General features: G+C 41.6%; 17 protein-coding genes. 11 read left to right on the top strand and 6 right to left on the bottom strand.

Going from position 1 to position 17,953, the window contains the following annotated elements:
• Window positions 1–7 precede the first annotated feature (7 nt).
• The 3 genes from FAZ19_RS19895 to FAZ19_RS19885 are packed head-to-tail and all read left to right on the top strand — an operon-like array spanning window position 8 to window position 4,043.
• On the top strand, window positions 8–1,027 hold the full coding sequence (locus FAZ19_RS19895; RefSeq protein ID WP_136822518.1) for an NAD-dependent epimerase/dehydratase family protein: 1,020 nt from the start codon (window positions 8–10) through the stop codon (window positions 1,025–1,027).
• Window positions 1,027–2,088: a dihydrodipicolinate synthase family protein gene (locus tag FAZ19_RS19890; protein ID WP_136822517.1), complete on the top strand. Its 1,062-nt coding sequence runs from the start codon at window positions 1,027–1,029 to the stop codon at window positions 2,086–2,088. Before FAZ19_RS19895 ends, FAZ19_RS19890 begins: the two co-directional genes overlap by 1 nt.
• 2 nt (window positions 2,089–2,090) lie before the next feature.
• A complete protein-coding gene (locus FAZ19_RS19885; protein ID WP_136822516.1) occupies window positions 2,091–4,043 on the top strand; it encodes a ligand-binding sensor domain-containing protein in 1,953 nt (650 codons plus the stop codon).
• A 153-nt stretch (window positions 4,044–4,196) separates the two neighbouring features.
• On the opposite strand, the gene FAZ19_RS19880 is transcribed toward FAZ19_RS19885, so the two are convergent.
• The 6 genes from FAZ19_RS19880 to FAZ19_RS19855 form a co-directional block, all read right to left on the bottom strand.
• A complete protein-coding gene (locus FAZ19_RS19880) occupies window positions 4,197–5,663 on the bottom strand; it encodes a RagB/SusD family nutrient uptake outer membrane protein (RefSeq protein ID WP_136822515.1) in 1,467 nt (488 codons plus the stop codon).
• A gap of 2 nt (window positions 5,664–5,665) precedes the next feature.
• Window positions 5,666–8,890: a SusC/RagA family TonB-linked outer membrane protein gene (locus tag FAZ19_RS19875; protein WP_136822514.1), complete on the bottom strand. Its 3,225-nt coding sequence runs from the start codon at window positions 8,888–8,890 to the stop codon at window positions 5,666–5,668.
• Between the two features lie 342 nt (window positions 8,891–9,232).
• Window positions 9,233–9,436 (bottom strand): hypothetical protein, encoded by a 204-nt coding sequence (locus FAZ19_RS19870; RefSeq protein WP_136822513.1) that lies wholly within the window; start codon window positions 9,434–9,436, stop codon window positions 9,233–9,235.
• A gap of 291 nt (window positions 9,437–9,727) precedes the next feature.
• Window positions 9,728–10,879, bottom strand: a complete 1,152-nt coding sequence (locus tag FAZ19_RS19865) for a hypothetical protein (protein WP_136822512.1) — start codon at window positions 10,877–10,879, stop codon at window positions 9,728–9,730.
• Between the two features lie 22 nt (window positions 10,880–10,901).
• Window positions 10,902–11,723, bottom strand: coding sequence for an exonuclease domain-containing protein (locus tag FAZ19_RS19860; protein WP_136822511.1), 822 nt, complete (start codon window positions 11,721–11,723; stop codon window positions 10,902–10,904).
• Between the two features lie 26 nt (window positions 11,724–11,749).
• Entirely contained in the window at window positions 11,750–12,139 is a 390-nt protein-coding gene (locus FAZ19_RS19855) for a helix-turn-helix domain-containing protein (protein WP_169305719.1), read from the bottom strand.
• A gap of 160 nt (window positions 12,140–12,299) precedes the next feature.
• Between FAZ19_RS19855 and FAZ19_RS23990 the strand changes: the two genes are divergently transcribed.
• The 8 genes from FAZ19_RS23990 to FAZ19_RS19825 all read left to right on the top strand — a co-directional run bounded on the left by FAZ19_RS23990 (window position 12,300) and on the right by FAZ19_RS19825 (window position 17,952).
• On the top strand, window positions 12,300–12,521 hold the full coding sequence (locus FAZ19_RS23990) for a hypothetical protein (RefSeq protein ID WP_169305718.1): 222 nt from the start codon (window positions 12,300–12,302) through the stop codon (window positions 12,519–12,521).
• Between the two features lie 7 nt (window positions 12,522–12,528).
• The gene (locus FAZ19_RS19850) at window positions 12,529–13,125 is read left to right on the top strand and encodes a response regulator transcription factor (RefSeq protein ID WP_169305717.1); all 597 of its coding nucleotides are present in this window, start codon (window positions 12,529–12,531) and stop codon (window positions 13,123–13,125) included.
• 170 nt (window positions 13,126–13,295) lie between these two features.
• Entirely contained in the window at window positions 13,296–13,604 is a 309-nt protein-coding gene (locus FAZ19_RS24280; RefSeq protein WP_229707650.1) for a hypothetical protein, read from the top strand.
• Between the two features lie 19 nt (window positions 13,605–13,623).
• Window positions 13,624–14,058: a hypothetical protein gene (locus FAZ19_RS19840; RefSeq protein WP_136822508.1), complete on the top strand. Its 435-nt coding sequence runs from the start codon at window positions 13,624–13,626 to the stop codon at window positions 14,056–14,058.
• Between the two features lie 95 nt (window positions 14,059–14,153).
• Complete coding sequence (locus FAZ19_RS19835; RefSeq protein WP_136822507.1) at window positions 14,154–14,477, top strand: hypothetical protein; 324 nt, start codon at window positions 14,154–14,156, stop codon at window positions 14,475–14,477.
• Window positions 14,461–14,643, top strand: coding sequence for a hypothetical protein (locus FAZ19_RS23985; protein ID WP_169305716.1), 183 nt, complete (start codon window positions 14,461–14,463; stop codon window positions 14,641–14,643). The genes FAZ19_RS19835 and FAZ19_RS23985 overlap by 17 nt, the downstream gene beginning before the upstream one ends.
• A complete protein-coding gene (locus tag FAZ19_RS19830) occupies window positions 14,625–15,008 on the top strand; it encodes a hypothetical protein (RefSeq protein WP_136822506.1) in 384 nt (127 codons plus the stop codon). Before FAZ19_RS23985 ends, FAZ19_RS19830 begins: the two co-directional genes overlap by 19 nt.
• Window positions 15,009–15,087: 79 nt before the next feature.
• Window positions 15,088–17,952, top strand: a complete 2,865-nt coding sequence (locus FAZ19_RS19825; protein ID WP_136822505.1) for a BT4734/BF3469 family protein — start codon at window positions 15,088–15,090, stop codon at window positions 17,950–17,952.
• Window position 17,953: the final 1 nt, after the last annotated feature.

Here is a 17,953-nt window from a genome sequence, read left to right as displayed (position 1 = left end):
AACAGCTATGGATTACACATTGCAGGAATTAGAACAACGATTTACCGAGCCTTCGGTTGATCTTATTGAGGATATAAAGAAGATTGAGGGTGATATTTTATTACTCGGCATCGGGGGAAAGATGGGACCCAGTATGGGTAAACTGGCCGTACGGGCGGCGCAAGCGGCTGGAGTAAATAAACGTATAATTGGCGTGTCACGTTTTTCAGACTCACGAACTAAAACGGAATTAGAAGAAGCGGGGATAGAGACCATATCATGTGATTTATTGGAAGATGAGTCGCTGCAGCGTCTTCCGGATGCTGACCATGTAATCTATTTGGCGGGACATAAATTTGGTACTTCGGGTAATGAGAGTTTCACTTGGGCCATGAACGCCTACCTCCCCGGAAGGGTGGCTGACCGCTACAAGAAATCGAATATTGTGGCTTTATCATCTGGGAATGTATTGCCTTTTGTGAGTCCAGTGTCTGGAGGAGCTTCGGAAGATACAACTCCCGAGCCGATAGGCGAATATGCGCAATCGTGTTTGGGCAGGGAGCGTATCTTAACTTACTTTTCAAAAAAAAACCATACCAATATGCTGATCTATCGATTGAATTATGCGGTGGATTTTCGCTATGGTGTAGTGATGGAAATAGCTAAATCGGTATTGCGTGGCAAGCCCATAGATCTGAGTACAGCTATGGTAAATGTCATTTGGCAAGGTGACGCCAATGAGATTGCACTACGTTCATTGCTACATACGAGTAATCCCGCTAGAATTTTAAATGTGACAGGTCCAGAAACGATAGGAATTGTCTGGCTAGCCAACGAATTTGGACGTTTGTTTGATATTGAACCGATTTTTGTAAACGAGCCTGCTAGAACGGCATTGCTAAACAACGCATCGGACTGCCATCGATTATTTGGCTATCCGAAGCTCTCTATTCGTGAAATCATAAATATCACAGCAAGTTGGTTACGCCTTGGTGGCGAAGAATGGAATAAAGAAACTCATTTTCAAGAGAGAGGAGGGAAATTTTAATGGATAAGCTAGACGTAACAATTAAGGAACACTTGCTCCGGGGGACGGTGATTCCAGCACATCCTTTAGCCTTGGATGCCGAAAGAAATATAGATGAACAACGCCAACGTCGATTGACGCGGTATTACTTGGCCACGGGAGCCGGTGGTATCGCAGTAGGGGTGCATTCCACTCAGTTTGAAATTAGAGATCCAAAAATCAATCTTTTAGAAACAGTATTGCAATGGGCGGCAGAGGAAGTGGAGCGCTTTGAAAAGAAAGCACCTTTTATCAAAATAGCCGGAATCTGCGGACCTACAGAGCAGGCATTGACAGAAGCAAGCTTAGCACGTAAATACGGATATGATATGGGATTGCTGAGTATGGGAGGTCTTCAAGGAATGACAGAAGAGGACATCCTTAAACGGACACGCATGGTAGCACAGGTGATTCCGGTATTTGGCTTCTACCTACAGCCTTCTGTAGGTGGTCGGGTGTTTAGCTACGATTTTTGGAGAGAATTTGCAGAAATTGAAAATGTAGAGGCGATAAAATGTGCCTCCTTCAATCGCTATCAAACGTTAGATGTAATGCGTGCCGTCGCGCACTCTAGTCGTCGAATGGATATCGCAATGTATACCGGAAATGACGACAATATTGTCGCCGATCTATTGACACCTTATCGTTTTGATGTGGATAATACCCCGGTAGAGATCGGTTTTAGAGGTGGCTTGCTTGGGCATTGGGCAGTGTGGACACATAAAGCAGTGGAATTAATGGCGGAAATTCAGCATTATCGCTCGCAAAAGACGGCAGGGATAGCAGACGAACTTCTTGCCCGGGGAATACAAATAACCGATGTCAATGCAGCATTGTTCGATCCTAGACATGGTTTTCACGGTTGTATTCCCGGGATACATGAGGTGTTGCGTAGGCAAGGGTTATTAGTCGGAAGATGGTGCCTTAATCCCGATGAAGATCTGTCTCCGGGACAGTTGGAAGAAATTGATCGGGTATATAATGCGTATCCGCATCTGCATGACGATCTATTTGTGAAAGATTTTTTAGTTGAAAATGAATAACTATGTACTACAGCGTAATATTTTTTATCTTATTTACCTGCTTTGTTTGTGATGAAACTAGGTCGCAGGAAAAAGAAGCTGGTCGGTTTGAAAATTTAGGGACTCAGCTTACCGCAAACATGATTCAAGGAAGCCTGTTTTTGCATGATGTGGCTGGAAGGGATTACGTCTATACCGTCGTACGTGGCGAACCTGCTTACCTTTTGGGATACGATTTGATCACAAAGAAGCTCTTGGTGAATCAACCGTTGCCGAATACGGACGGCGCGTGGGATCTTGCTTTTACCGATGACGGATACTTGTATATTCCTGGTGCAAGCGGTATTTTATTTCGACACCGCCCTGGTACGCAAATCGTTGAAAATTTAGGGCAAGCATTGCCGGGAGAGACGTATGTGTGGAATCTGGCGGTAGGAAAGGACGGCGAGGTGTTTGGTGCAACGTATCCCGGTTGTAGGGTATTTCGATACCATCCACGTGAGGGTTTTTCGGATGTGGGAAACGGGCCGATTGTTGCATCGGAAAACTATGTGCGCAGTTTGGCATATCATAAAAATACTGATAAATTGTATGTCGGAGTCGGATCGCACGCTCATCTTTTACAGTTGAATCCGCGGACGGCAGAAAAAAAAGAACTGCTGCCAGCGGAATATGGTACGAAGGAATTTGTTTATGGTTTGGAGATTGTGCCTGCAGCAGACGGCGCAGATCGCCTATTTGCACTTCTTACGTCAGGAAGGGAAACTTTGGTATATAACCTTAAAACGGAAAGATTTGAGCAGGAAATCGATAGCATGGATATGAAAGCATTAGCATCTAATGCCAATAATGTGTATTATACCTCTGGGGGAAACTTAAAAATGTTTGATCCCTCGAAATCCATCCGTACATCGAAAATTCTTCGGAAAGAGGTCGGATCTGCTAATGCATTGTCGTGCTGGAAGGATAGTTTGTATGTGCTTAATGCCCACGGTGAGCTTTTTGCGTACAATTTTAATACCCAGAACGCAATAGTAACAGCTTTGGAAATCCCTGGACAGCCAATCCCCATTAATGCCTTGCTTTTCGGGCCGGATAATAAAATTTGGATGGGAGGGTATCTGGCAGGAGGCCATGCGACGTATGATCCAGAATCTGGGATAAGCATGGAATGGAAGGGTTTGGATCAGACGGAAGGTATGGTGGCCTTCGGCAGTGAATTGTTTTTTGGTATTTATCCGAAGGGGAGGTTTTACCGATATGATACCCGTAAAGCGTGGATGCCTATGCAGGGAAATCCACAAAGGCTCGGAGAAATAGAGGGACAGGGACGTTCTTTTGCTTTGGTTGCTGCTGAAGATAGAAATAAGCTGTACTTTGGAATGATCCCAGAGTACGGCTTGTTGGGAGGTGCGCTGGTAGAATTTGATCGAGAGAAGGATCTTTTGCTTTCGCATGGTGTACCGCTGAAAGATCAAGCCATTAGTAGTATGGTTTATAAGGACCGCAAGGTATGGATTGGTACCACTATTTCGGGAGGTTTGGGCGTAAAACCTTCGACTGAAGAGGCCGTGCTTTGCGTTTGGAATCCCGACCTAAATTCGATTGAACAGGTTTGTATCCCGGTAGAGGGAGCACCTGCAATTACGGGGTTGATTGAAGGACCAGATCGTCGCCTATGGGGCGTGGCTGGTGGTAAGTTGTTTATTTATGATACGAATCGTAATAAGGTAGTAGAATCTATTGATCTGTATGAACATAAGCCAATGGGATCCCATATATGGAGAAGTGCTTTTTTAGTGTTACATCCTTCTGGGGATGTCTATGGTACAGTGTCGAACAAGTTCTTTAAGGTAGATAGCAAAAGCAAAATGATTTCATTTTTACATAATGGGGCTAGTTTGTTGACTATGGATAATAAGGGATACCTATATTTTAGAAATAAAACAGAACTTTGGAGGTACCTTCCTTTGTAATAAGTAAAGAATCGATTTAAGCATTTACTAAAGGAATCCGTAGAAGAGTAATTTGCATGTATGGTTGGAAGAAGGAGGTTTTCTCACCAAGCATGTTAGCCAAAGATCACGGAGCTGTATCAACAATAAAACAGCTCCGTGATCTTTTAGGAATTAATAGCCTGGATTGGGCTCCAAGCTATTGTTTACTTGTCTTTCGGCAGCAGGAATTGGCAATAACATAAATTTATCATCAAACAAATAGGTACCGCTGCCTTCATCGGTGCGATTGAGAAAATTGGTCATGATGGAAGAAGTTGTATCGCGACCTTGGCGTATTAGATCAAACCAGCGAAAGAATTCGCAGGCAAACTCGACACGGCGTTCTTTGAATAATGCTTCGCGGAATTGATCTTGTGTCGTGAGATCGGAGGGATCGTAAAAATCTAGATCTGCCCGCTCGCGTACGGCGTTTAAGATGGATAGCGCCTCACCATCTGCTTCATATTCCAGTTCATTTAAGCTTTCAGCATACATCAATAAGACGTCTGTATATCGTACAACGGAGAGATTAACGTCATTGTCTTCTGGCAATCCTGGGACCGTCCCGTGTGCATATTTGACATAGAGTAATGTGTTTTCATCTGTAACATTGCTACTGGTAACGTACCCTTTTTGGATCGTGATATCACGACGTAGATCGCCTTCTTCATAAGCTTCATATAGATCATTGGAAACGGCAAGCCACAATGACCGTCCGCCACTGGGGAATTGGGCTGATCGGATGTTTTCCGGAACCAATGTATACACCAACGGATTACCTTGATTGATCAACCCTTCAGTGTATTGAATCTGGAAAACATGTTCAATACCATTATCTTCCGTGTTTAAAAAACAGTCTTTATAGTCGGGGTACATATCGTAATTTTCCGATTGAATAACGAGGGAAAGTGCTTCTTTGGCTTTATTGTAGTCCTTGGTAAATAAATGTAAGCGCCCGAGTAAACCGAGGGCTGAAAATTTTGTTGCCCTTCCCAGGTTTCCACCTGTGTTTTCTTCTGGAAGAAGTGTTGTTGCTGCCTCTAGATTCTGTGCAGCGAAAGCGAAGGTTTCCGCTTGGGAGGTGCGCGTAAGCTGAAGCAATTCATGCTCGGGAGTGACATGATCTACTAGTGGAACGCCACCAAATAGCCACCCCAGTTGGAAATAACAGAATCCACGAATGAATAACGCCTCTCCCTTTATACGATCTTGTAGGGCGGGTGTAGAGAACTCGCCGCCATCAATCTGATCTAAGATATTATTGGTACGGTTGATAATGGTCCAGTATGCCGACCATAGAGATAGCACATTTGCATCACCATCGTTAAGCGTAAGACGTGTATAGGGGTTGTTCGTAGAGGTACTGATATTGTCACTGAGGCTTTCAACTACAATAGGATATTGGTAACTATGTATGCCGCGTAATCCGCCATATGTACCAGCGATAGCAAGTGTAAAGTCATTTTCGGATTTGTAAAAGTCCTTTGCGTTATAATTGGACTCCGGAGCGAGGTCAATATCCTTGTTGCAGCTCATTAATCCGATGGTAGTCAACATGACGATAAGCAATGTCTTATATGTTCTTGATGTGTTCTTCATTGTTAAAAAATGAGTTGGATACCAAATGTAAATCTTCGTGATATGGGATAGGAACCGTAATCTACACCGGCAGATGTACTTTCGTTACCACCGTTGTTAGCTTCGGGATTAGCTCCGGGATACTTGGTAAAGGTATATGGGTTATCTGCCATAAGGTAGATTCTGGCTTTACTGATCCGTAATTGCTGTAGTATATTTTCTTCGAAGTTGTATCCCAGAGTAATATTACGGATCCGTAAGAAAGATGCATCATATAACCAGGTGTCGTTATAAACCGGATTAACACCAAACTGATTGGGTGTTGTCCCGTCCCATTCCATATTGGCACCTGATGGGATGGAGGCCTCCATCTCCGTGGTTTTATAAGAGTATAGCCATCGTTGATATTGATTACTACCATCGCCCACACCGTTATCGAATCCTCTGCGACCCTGATAAAAAATCTTACCCCCTTTAGACCCCTGTAAATCAAAGCTGAATTCAAAGCCTCTAAAGGTGATATTGTTGCTTATCCCATACAGGAAGCTGGGTTGATTGTTTCCGAGGACTACTTGATCTTGGGTGTTGATGATGCCGTCGCCATTTGCATCGACAATTTTCACATTCCCTTCGATTTGTCCTGAGGCAATGGGAACTGTTGCATTTCCCTGGTCATTAAAATCTCCGGGCATTAATAATCCATCTGTTTTGTACATATAATAGCTACCTATGGGATGACCTACCTGGGTGATGAACGCATCTGCACCCCATGTGTTGACGATAATAGAACTGGTTTGGGTACCCAAATCCACTACTTTATTTCTGTTTAATGAAAAATTGAGATTGGAGGTCCAAGTAAACGAAGATTTTTGGATGTTAGTAGAAGCTAGCTGGAATTCCAATCCCTTATTTTCTACTTTTCCAATGTTTTTTCGAATGGATGAAAATCCAGATAGTCTAGTCGTGGGCACGCTCAGTAGCAAATCCGTGGTATTATTGAGGTATGCATCTGCCGTGAATTGTAAGCGGTCTGTAAACATGAAGAGATCGAGACCTATGTTGGTTGATGTTGTCTTTTCCCAACTTAAATCATCATTGGGGATAGTGGATGGGACGAGGCCATTAAAAACTTCTCCGTTAAGATTGTAATTTTGTGCGGCAAGTAAAGCGATATGTTCGTAATCGCCAATTCTATCATTACCGGCTAGTCCCCACGAAGCGCGTACTTTGAGTAATGAAATTTGTTCTACATCTTTTAGGAAATTTTCCTCATTTATTTTCCAGCCCGCAGATAGGGAAGGAAATAACCCCCATTTATGGTTTTGACCGAACCGCGAAGATCCGTCGTAGCGGGCGGAAGCTGATATAAGGTAGCGATCCATTAGATGATATTGTACCCTGCCGAAATAAGACGCTATACTATTTGTCGTGGCATTGGACGTTGCTAACGTCGGAATAGAAGCATTATTTAGCCAAGGGAGTAGATCGTTAGGAAATCCGTTCCCTCCCGCTGCCATATATTCCTCGTTATTTCTCTCAAAACTCTGTCCTGCCAAGACATCGAGGTAGTGGTTGCTGCCGAGATCCGGTGTGTAGGAGACTGTGTTCTGTATACTCATGTTGAATGAGTTGCGGTTGGTGGCCATCCCTTGTGCCTGCACACCTTTATTCACGTTGAATGGAATAAACTCATTGTATGTTGAATTGTGGTAATTGTATCCAAGTTGGGTTCGTAGTCTGAGGCTCGTTATGGGTCGGTACTCGGCGAATGTATTGATGTGTATGTTATTTCCTTTGCCATTGGCTGTCATTTCCTGCAGACGGATCAGTGGATTAACAAAAGTATGTGCTTGCGAGTAACCTGTACGTTCGGTGTTCTGATCTTGCTCTACCACGGGAGGCATGACAATAGCATAATGTGCGTTGCTCTCTTTTCCCTCGGTAACCGGATCCTGTTGACGGCTGAAAGCAGCAGCTAGGTTGGCGCCTATGTTGAATTTTTCGCTAAACTGGAAATGTGTATTTGCTCGAAGGTTATATCTTTCAAAGCCGGTGTATCGCATTACACCATCTTGTTTAAGATAGCCTCCCGATATATTGAATGTTCCGATCTCGCCCCCTCCAGATACATTAAGATCATAATTTTGCATGGATGCATTTCTGTAAACTAGATCTTGCCAGTTGTTGTTGGGAAGTGAACTGGGATTAGCGTATGAATCGGGATACTGAAAGGCTTCGGGCCGACTACTGATGGGAGCGGACAGATCTCCCCCTGTAAGTCGGAACCGCTCGTTCCTAACAAAGCGAATATAATTCGTATACTCTTCGGTATTCATCATGGGCAGCTTTTTATCCACCGTTTGATAACCGGCATAGCTGTTAAAATCTAACTGTAGGTGGCCTGCAGAACCTGATCTAGTGGTGACCACGATTACCCCATTTCCACCACGGGATCCATAGATGGCAGCGGCAGATGCATCTTTTAGCACTTCTATGGAGGCGATGTCACGAGGATTGACATTTCGCATATGTGATTGAGGCAGACCATCTATTACGTACAACGGTGTGCTGGATGCCGTGATGGAATTAAGGCCTCGTATCTTGATATTCATGGCCGAACCAGGTACACCAGAGGTTTGACTAACACGTACCCCGGCTATCTTTCCGGCAATACCCTCTTCTCCATTGGTGATGGCCTGTTGTTGGAATGCTGAACCTTTTAATGAACTGACCGCTCCGGTTAAATTTTTCTTAAGTGCAGTTCCATATCCGATCACGACGACTTCGTCAATTTTCTGAGCTACAGAAGGAACCATGCGAATGACGACTTCTTTTTTTTGACCGACAGCTATGACAGCACGTTCGTAGCCCATCATGTTGGCTTCGATTGAATCTTGTGCCGCTACCGCGATCGAGAATTTGCCCTGATCATCTGTTCCCACCACACTTTTGCCCTTTATAGCGATGATAGTAACAGCTCTAAGTGGCAAACTATTTTCGTTGAGCACTTGCCCTTGAATCAAAGAGTCGGTATTAATGGATGGCTGATGCGAGCGAGGATTGCTTTTATCCTGAATAGGACTTTGAGTAGAAGGGGTGCTTCCTTTTGGAAGCAGCGTGTCCCGAATGGGGAGTGGTTGTTTAGAGGTGTCTCGCAGTGAATCGAGCTGTTGCCCATGTGCACTTGACTGTAAATGTATACACCCCCACAATCCACCCGCTAATAAGCAATAGTGGTGTAACTTCATGTTATATTATGGGATTTTAATTATAACGTATTTGTTACAAATATGTTTTTGAAGGAATGAAAAAAATATAAGTTTGGAATCGATTGATGAGAGGATGATCAGAATGTATGTCTACAAAATGTCTACAAAAACTATCGGCAACAATAAAAAAACACCCGTGTCAAAGGTTGCTCTATATCCTCAAAAAGGCTTTAAACGAAGAAAAGCGAGTGAATCATCGCTCGCTTTTCCTGTTAAGTACCCAGCGCCGATAGGCTTTGTTTCCTAATTATCAAACTGTTAATTGATAAGTAGACAAAGATTAGACAAGCTTTGGTTACTTTTTATCGCTTTTCGCAGGGGTTATAACGGACGCTTCATCCGTATAATCTCATTCATTATTCTATTCTTTTCAGCTGCTTTATTATCCTGTAGCTGCTTTAAATATTCGCCTATTTCCACATTCGGATTGAGCTGATTATAGATATCAGCAAGCGCCATAAACACCGTGTGTTGGTAGGCTTCCTGTTCGGCTTTTTGTTCGAGTTCTTTTACTGGATCGCTCATATGTTGAATAAACTTTTTTTAATATTATCTGTCTTAGTTATATAATAAGTTCTTACATTTGGTAAGACCTAATGGAAAAAGTGTGATTACATTAATATTATTTCTTATCTGCGTTTTTGCTGTAGAGCTGTTTGTTTTCTATAGTCCTCTTTATCTTGTCGGGTATAAAGTATTTAACCTCGATAGGTACGTTGGCGATAGACCTCTATCGATAATATTACTTTTGATATCCATCGTACTATCTTTAATATTTCTTGGAAAAGCTGCGGATGTATTATATTCTATCTTTTTTTAATTACTAATCACCTCGCTTATATCTACTTCTTTAGATTCGATACTTTTCAATTGTAACTGCTGCGCTGAATCCACTAACTGTATTTGATATTTCTCAACCTCATCAGCCGTTAACAGTCCTAACTCCCTTTTTTTGTTTATTAAATCTATCTTGTTATTTTCTATTTCTAATTCTTTTTCCTCCTTAGCAATGTTGGTTTGTACTATATTGTCGTACATTTCAGTTATATTTTTGAATAGGTTGCCCTTTAATGATGCTTCGAATCCTTCTTGTTTGTTTATTTTAACTGTGGGATCTGATCCGACTAGCGACATACCCAATATTGCGGCTACGCCAGTTCCACCAGCGGCTTTTAGCCATTTCCAAATATTATTACCCTGAGACTGAATTTTTATTTTTAGATAAAGCTCTTCATTCTCTTCAATACCATGTACAGCGCAATAGTGCTTATAAAGCTTCGTTACAGCTTCCAAATACCTATATAGTTCAAAAGCGTTAAGCTCTTCGTCATCATTTAGATCGACGAACATAGATGAATAATAATACTCATCCTTTTGAAAAAACGTTGAGATATTTCCTTCTATAAAATCGGCATATTTATCAGCATTAGTCAATCCCATTTGTGTAGCAAAGAGATTTCTCATGTCACCAACAACATCTCTTTTACTCATAATCTTTATCCATTCAACATCCCTATAGCGTTGCGGATAGGATTCAGTACGATCATTGTGAAGAAATGTATCTTTTATTTTTTTGTTCTCAATTAGATCGGACGCTACTACACCAAATGCTATATAGTCGCTGTTGTCGGATGGAATCATGACTATGTCTCCGACATTCATTTTGTGATAAAAATTTACTAACTGTCTTGATAGCATTGTAGCTGCACCAGCCCTGGTATCCTCAATATTATTCTCTACGGAAGTCCTTAGCGCATTAAAAGTTACATCATCTTTTATTCCGTCAGCAATGAGCTTTAAAGGTATTGTATTGCCAGCTATACCGACGCGGCCCATTTCGAAAAACCAATCGAAAAGTTTGCCTCCATATGTACGAACGAACCAGTACTTTCTTTTATCCGGAATTTCTCTTATTACATTAATATTCGATTGCTCTTTATCGTTATCGAAAGGTAAATCTTCTGCCATTGATTTAAGTTTATTTGGTTAATTAATCTTGTATTGTTTTTTTTATTGGTTTTAGACTAATTTTTTTTCCTGTCATAAAAAGATTGTAAGATTGATTAGTTGCTATTGTTGACAAATACATAAACAGAAGTCCTGTACTGACAGCTTTGAATTTGGAAGGCTTCCCCCAATATGGTATTCTATGTTCATTGCAGATAAGATCCAATTTAAGTGTATACATCCACGTTATGAATAGTTTAGAATAATAGCTAGTACATGTAATTGTACATCCTTTTAAGGGCTTATTTGCCAATGAAACTACTCTTTTTAATAAAGGAGCAAAAAAGTCGACGTTGTGGACTATCAAGTGCTTTTTTTGTAACTGGGGTTCTATTTCTTCCCAAAGTTCCATTATCGTTGGTTTGTCTAAAACATCGCTAGGTTTGATTCCGTGTAAGTGCGTAAATTGAAATCTGTCACCGTTAGTGTTATTTGCATTTATTGGAGAAAAATAGTATTCTCTTATGTCTAAAATTTGGTTGCCTCGAAAGTGGGCTATACTCAACTTTATAATACTATCCAGATCTTGATTTGCAGTTTCAAAATGTAAAGCAGTGTATTCTTCAATTTCAAATTTGTAAGGATAGCCTTGCTGTTTGAATTGGATGGGAGTATCTGAACTATCGATATACTTTCTTTCTATCGATTTTTTTAAAGCTTCTAGTGCAATATTGTCCGCCTCAATTTGTTTGTCAAGGGCTTCAGATTGGCTGACCCTTGTCAAATCTTGATTCCCCTGGTTGCGATCATTTATCAAATAAATGACAACTGCAATTGTAATTATGACCACGAATATCGTTACCATACTTTGGTTAATTTTTTGGTTGTATCTTAAGCTAAATGCAATCCCCGCTCTTCAGCTTCTTTTTTCAGCTTGCTTAGTAGATCGGGAAAGTGTTTTGAAATCAATTGTACGTCTCCGGCTATATTAATTTGTATCGAGATGTCGGAGCTTCTAATTTCGGGTTTGTATTGTTGTGAATTTTCTTTCGCTAAAAACGGAATATTCTTTCCATTAGCTGTATTCTCTAAATACAGTGAAACGAAGTCGTAGTTTAGAAATTCGGATGCTTTTACTAACTGATTTATAGATATATCTGACCTCTCAAAAAAACGTTCCAAATTCCTTGTTGTCATACCAATAGCAGAAGCGAAAGCCTTTTGTGTTACGCCTTTTTCTTCCACTTTTTCCTTAATTTTTTCACCTATCACGAATTTCATGTCGTAAAAATCAGAATTTTTTTTCCTTGATAGCCAGTTTGTTACCGACATTTTATTCACTTTATACGGACAATATTTTCACATATAGAATATATGTTCTATTATTGTAGAACAAAAGTTCTTCTTTTGATTGATAATTGAAATCCCAAATATGTACCAAATGGACAGTAAAAGTTTAAAAGCTCTTAGAAGTAAGCTACCGAAAGGTGGAATCGGACTAATCGCCGAAAGAACTCAATTGAGCAAGGCAATGGTTTCTTCCGTTTTTTCGGGTAAGCGAAATAACATCAAAGTAGTAGATGTTGCTTTTGAAATCATCGAAGAGGCCAATAAGGAAAAGGCTAAACGCGAAAATAGGTTCAAATCTATCTTATCTAAATAAACCGGTTATGATGAACCTAAAACAAATTCAGCAGCATATCCCACCAGGGCTGGAAGATCGTGGTGTGGAGTTTTATGTGCATGACAATGATATCAAGTGTCTGCATAATGGCATCCGATATTCGTGGGGGGAGTTTCCGCAATGGATACTGGATCGGGTACAGCAGGATATGCTTGATCACCCGGAAGCGATCAAAGCATTGGTGTCGTGGGATCTTGTGCAATCGGAGGAAATGATGCGCCAGTATATTATCTGCCGATTTGGTGGATTCGACAATGAACCGGATATCGACGCTGATGGTAACATCGACTATACGGAATATTTCGACTGTGGTCGCCGTGGTAACTGCGCGCAGGAAGGAAAGCTTTGCTCTACCATAAAAGCGCCTAATGGTGTGCTGACTAAGCAGGAACTTAAGGTGCTGAAGCTCGTGGCTTCGGGATATATGAATAAGGAGATAGCAAGATCGCTGTGCATACAGGAGGATACGGTATCGAGCCATAACCAAAATATACAGGCTAAGCTGGGTGTGCCGGATAAACTGGGTATGTCTGCGTGGGCGGTACGGAAAAATATTGTTGAACCTCAATCAAGCAAATTGTAATGGCTAGCAATGGAAAGATAATACTAGATGCTTGTTGTGGTCCGCGTATGATGTGGTTTAATAAAAATCATCCCGACACTATTTATATGGACATCCGCAAAGAAAACTTTGTTGCGTGTGATAGTAGAAAAATAGAAGTTGATCCGGATCTGATAGCAGATTTTTAAAATATGCCATTTGATGACGAATCTTTTAAGCTAGTGGTGTTTGATCCACCGCATTTTAACGACCTGGGACGAACGAGTTATACCGCTCAAAAATATGGATTTCTAATGCCTACCTGGGAATCGGATCTTAAAGCTGGATTCGATGAATGTATGAGAGTGTTGCAACAGTACGGGATATTGATTTTCAAGTGGAATGAACATCAAATACCCACTTCTAAAATTCTAGAAATATTCGATACTGAACCTCTTTTTGGTCACAAATCGGGAAAGGCATCAAAAACTCATTGGCTCACATTTATGAAAACTAATTAATAAATAAACTATGCTACAAATGAATGTAATACCGGGATCGAACAAGGCTTTGATCCAGTACCCGAAAGAAGTTAGAAAACCTGCTAAGGAAATCGTGGTGGGATATAGCGAGGCGCATTTGCAGCGCAAATGGGAAAGTGAAACGCGGGATTTTATGTATAAAACGCTTCGCTCCTGGGTGATGCAACGTAACCGTGCTTTTATAGCTGTGAAAGGGCTTACGCCGCAATTGGCTCATACTGTTGATCGGCTTCTGTTAATGCTGATCAATGCGCAGGATAGCCGCTTGCATGTGCTATGTGCTAAGGTACTGGAATTGCATAAGGAATGGGTGCTGTTGCTTCCTTCTAAGGAAAGCAGATGCCACGCTTTTACCAAAGCGGTTATCGCTCCGATGTTTCTTTGGTGCCAGGAGTATATCGACATCTATAACGCGCACAATCCTAAAAATTGAAACCATGCTCAGGGTAGGCTAAAATCGTTCTTTATCCCGGTTCGCTACGCCAATAGCCAGGCGTGGTTTATAAAACTTTAAAAACCAACAAACAAATGAAGATAAAAATTAAAGAGGATGTTGCAACGGTGATTACCGTTTTACACCCGAAATTATCATACGCTACTTTTTCCTTTACGAACGACGGTATTTTATTCGTGGATTCGGATTGGGGGTTCTACGGGCATAGATGGCCTAACCCAGGTATACCTATGAAAGATTTCTTAATCAGCATTAACGAAGAGTATTTTATCAATAAGCTGGAAATAAACCACTTCAACGAGACTGGTAAAAAGATCGTCAACACACGCAAAAAGGCTCTTTCAGAATTATTCAAAGAATTTCAAAATTATCTTAAAAGCGATGGGAAAATACTCTAAGTATCCGGTAAAGCTGAAAGTGTTAGCTAAAGACGGCATACCGGGTACATCAAAATCTATATCAGCATTTGATAAGCTGGTAACTAAAAATGCTAATCGAGCGGGCAAAAAGGCGCTTCGACAATTATCTAAAAACAAATTAAGACAATGGCAACAACAACTTTAAAAGGCATCGTGAAAGATGTACTACCGGTGGAAACCTATAACGACGGTACTGGTCGGAAACAAACTATTGTATTATTCATTCCTGGATACGTGGATCAATGGAGTGGGGAAAAGAAAGGTGCAGATGAGGAATGGGGCGTAGATATTTTTAACGATAATATCGAAAAGCATAGCCTTAATAATAACTGTATTGATAAGAAGGCGGAAGTGGAAGTTTATCTCAAAGGTAAAGCGTACGATAAAAAGGATGGCAGTGGCAGGGCATTTTTGATAGGCGCTTCGCTAAAGACCATCAAATTATTAGAGAGTGCCGGTACGGCGTTTAAAGAATCTGCGACGGGTGATGATGGGGATCTTCCTTTCTAGTGTAATCAAATTTGTGCTGGCACTGGTGATGGCCGGTGCTGCACATTATTTCAGTAAAGAAAACCGTAAAACCAATTAGATGAGTACTTATAAATTTAGTTTTTACAAGGGTCCGATAAGGAATGTGAAGCCGGAGGCGACGGCATTGACGCTGGGGCAGGCGGTGGATCTGATCCGATCGGATAAGTATAAGGATCATATCGAAAAGCTCCGCACGACGGATAATAAGGATATCCGTAAGACGCTTAAAAATGTGCTTGATTTCTTTACGTTTTCGGGGGTGTTTACGAAACGTATAGCGGATGGGTTGAAAAAGCATTCGGGGTTGATTGTGTTGGATTTTGACGATTTGTCGGCGGATGATGTGGCCCGGTTGAAAACGGATTTTTCGTCGCTGGATTTTGTGGCTGCTGTGTTCGTATCGCCTTCGGGAAATGGCCTTAAGGTAGTCGTGCGGATATCGGGGGAAAAGGCTTTCCCGACGGTAGCGGCTTATCAGTTGCAGGCTTTTCGACAGCTGGCGCAGTTCTTTGATGATAATTTTGATATCAAGATCGATGAATCGGGAAAAGATGTACCGCGTGTGTGTTTTGTGTCGTGGGATCCGACGGCTTTTTATAATGATAAGGCGACGGTGATCGAGGTGAATCCGCCGACGGACGATCCGGGTACGGGTGATATTGGAGCAAAGGATCTCGTGAAGGATAAACCAGCGGATGCGAAAGCTGCTACCAGTAAGGTGGTGGATGAGTATGCTAGGCAAAGGAAAGTGGCCAGCGACCTAGCGCGGGTGGAACATGTGGTGCAGCAAATTGAGCGTGATCAGGTGGACATTACGGATGATGACTACGATAACCGGATGAATGTTGGCTTTGCATTGGCTACTTTGGGCGAGGCGGCGCGCGATTTCTATAAGCGTACGGTGCAGTTTAATGACCACGATGAGGATGATGATGCGAAGTTTAACGATGCGCTGGGTAAAGGTCGGTTTAAATCGCCTGCTAAATTCTTTGCGCTGGCTAAGGATGCGGGGTTGAGTATTGCGCTGCCACGGACGTTACAGGAGGTTCAAAAGAAAGCGGAGGCGCTACAAATCATCGGCGACCAAAGCAATACAGATGATTTTGTAAAATACGGTATATACCTTAAAAAAAGCACGAATACGTACTGGGCATTAGACATGAAGGGTATTCCGCGTGAGATATCGAATTTCAGTTTACGTATCCTTTACCATATCAACACGGGGGATGATGTTGCTTATCGACTGATGGTTATTAAAAATATTCATGGGTTGGAGGAAACGCTCCGCATTAATACGGATGATTTCGTTGGTGCAGGTTCTTTTAAGAAGGTGATAGCAAGAAAAGGTAATTTCCTTTGGAAGGGTCAGGATCATGATTTGGTTCGCTTGCAGGATATGTTGCAACGTAATGAACGCCATACGACAATGGTGGAAACATTGGGGTGGAACAAACGAAGCAAGTTCTATGCTTTTGCAAACGGTGTATTTGACACCACTGATAATATTTTTTTACCAATTGATGAGCATGGTATCGTAGAATCTACGCGTAATGGTAAACCAATAAATTATTTTATCCCAGCACTTTCGAAGGTGTTCGTGGATAAGGATAACATGTATGTGAACGAAAAGAAGTTCATTTATATAAATGGCTCCACATCTTATGCGGATTGGTCTAATCAGATTCTTAAGGTTTTCGGGGAGAATGGACGCATGGGGATCGTGATATGGGCGTGTGCTTTGTTCTCGGATATATTGTATCAGTCGATGGGAGACCGTATGCCGTTGCCTTATTCGTATGGTAAGCGTGGGTCGGGTAAGGGTACTATGATACAATCTATTTTGATGATGTGGGGTGAAAAGCAAAAACCGATAATGCTAGGTGGTAGTACAACGCCAGTTGGACTAATGCGTAAAATGGCGCAGATATGTAATGGTATGGTGTGGCTGGATGAATTTAAAAATGGACTTCCGTTCAAAATTATTGAATCGATCAAAAACCTTTACGATCGTAACGGCCCTACGCGTGGTAAGATGGATAATGGCTTTGCTACTGAAAATGTACCGGTACTTTCATTGGTTTGGTTTTCGGGTCAGGAATTGCCAACGGGCGAACCTGCATTATTTACGCGTACGATAATGATGACGTTTGAAGAAACTGTGCGTACGGAAAATGCCCGTGTAGAGTTTAGAAAGCTGCGCCGTATGGAAAATGATGGCCTATCTCACTTAACGGTGATGATGATGCAATATAGAAATTTATTTGAGGCACGTTTTCAGGATGAATATGAATCTGCTTTGCGCTCGCTATCTGTAGAAGTGAACAATAATGACGTGGATGAGAGGCTTTTGTCTTCGTACGCCATGATGCTGGCCACGGGTAAGTTAATGACGGAAACAATAGGCCTTCCATTTTCCTTGGCAGAATTTAAAGATCAGTGTATTAACACCATAAAACAGCAATATTTTATTCTCGCTGGTTCGGATGATACTTCGAAGTTTTGGCAGGTGGTGGAGCAACTGGTGGGGGCATACATCCTTAAAGAGGATGAACATTATGTGCTCCGTAATGGATATGTATATCTATTTGTCCAGGATGTATACCACCACTATGTGAAGGCTATGAATGAACGTCGTGAGATCAATATTTTGGATAAATCGACCTTAGAAAATTACCTGAAATCTGATGCTAGAGCTTTCATAGCACGCAAGAAAATGAAAATCGGGCAAAAGTATTCGCATGCGATGCAGTTTAAATATGCTCCGCTGGGTATTGATCTGATTCGCGGTGTGGAAGAGAAGGATATCCGTGCTAAGTTTTCGGAAATGGGATTGGAATATGAGAATGAAAATGAGCCTTCGAATGACGGTATGCCGGAACCTGTGCAGAATGAAATTGATTTTAATGAATTTTTAAAGAAATAGA

Origin of the sequence: Sphingobacterium alkalisoli, from assembly GCF_005049105.1 — a bacterium.
Classification (GTDB): Bacteria; Bacteroidota; Bacteroidia; order Sphingobacteriales; family Sphingobacteriaceae; genus Sphingobacterium; species Sphingobacterium alkalisoli.
This window is presented reverse-complemented; position numbering and strand designations above follow the sequence as displayed.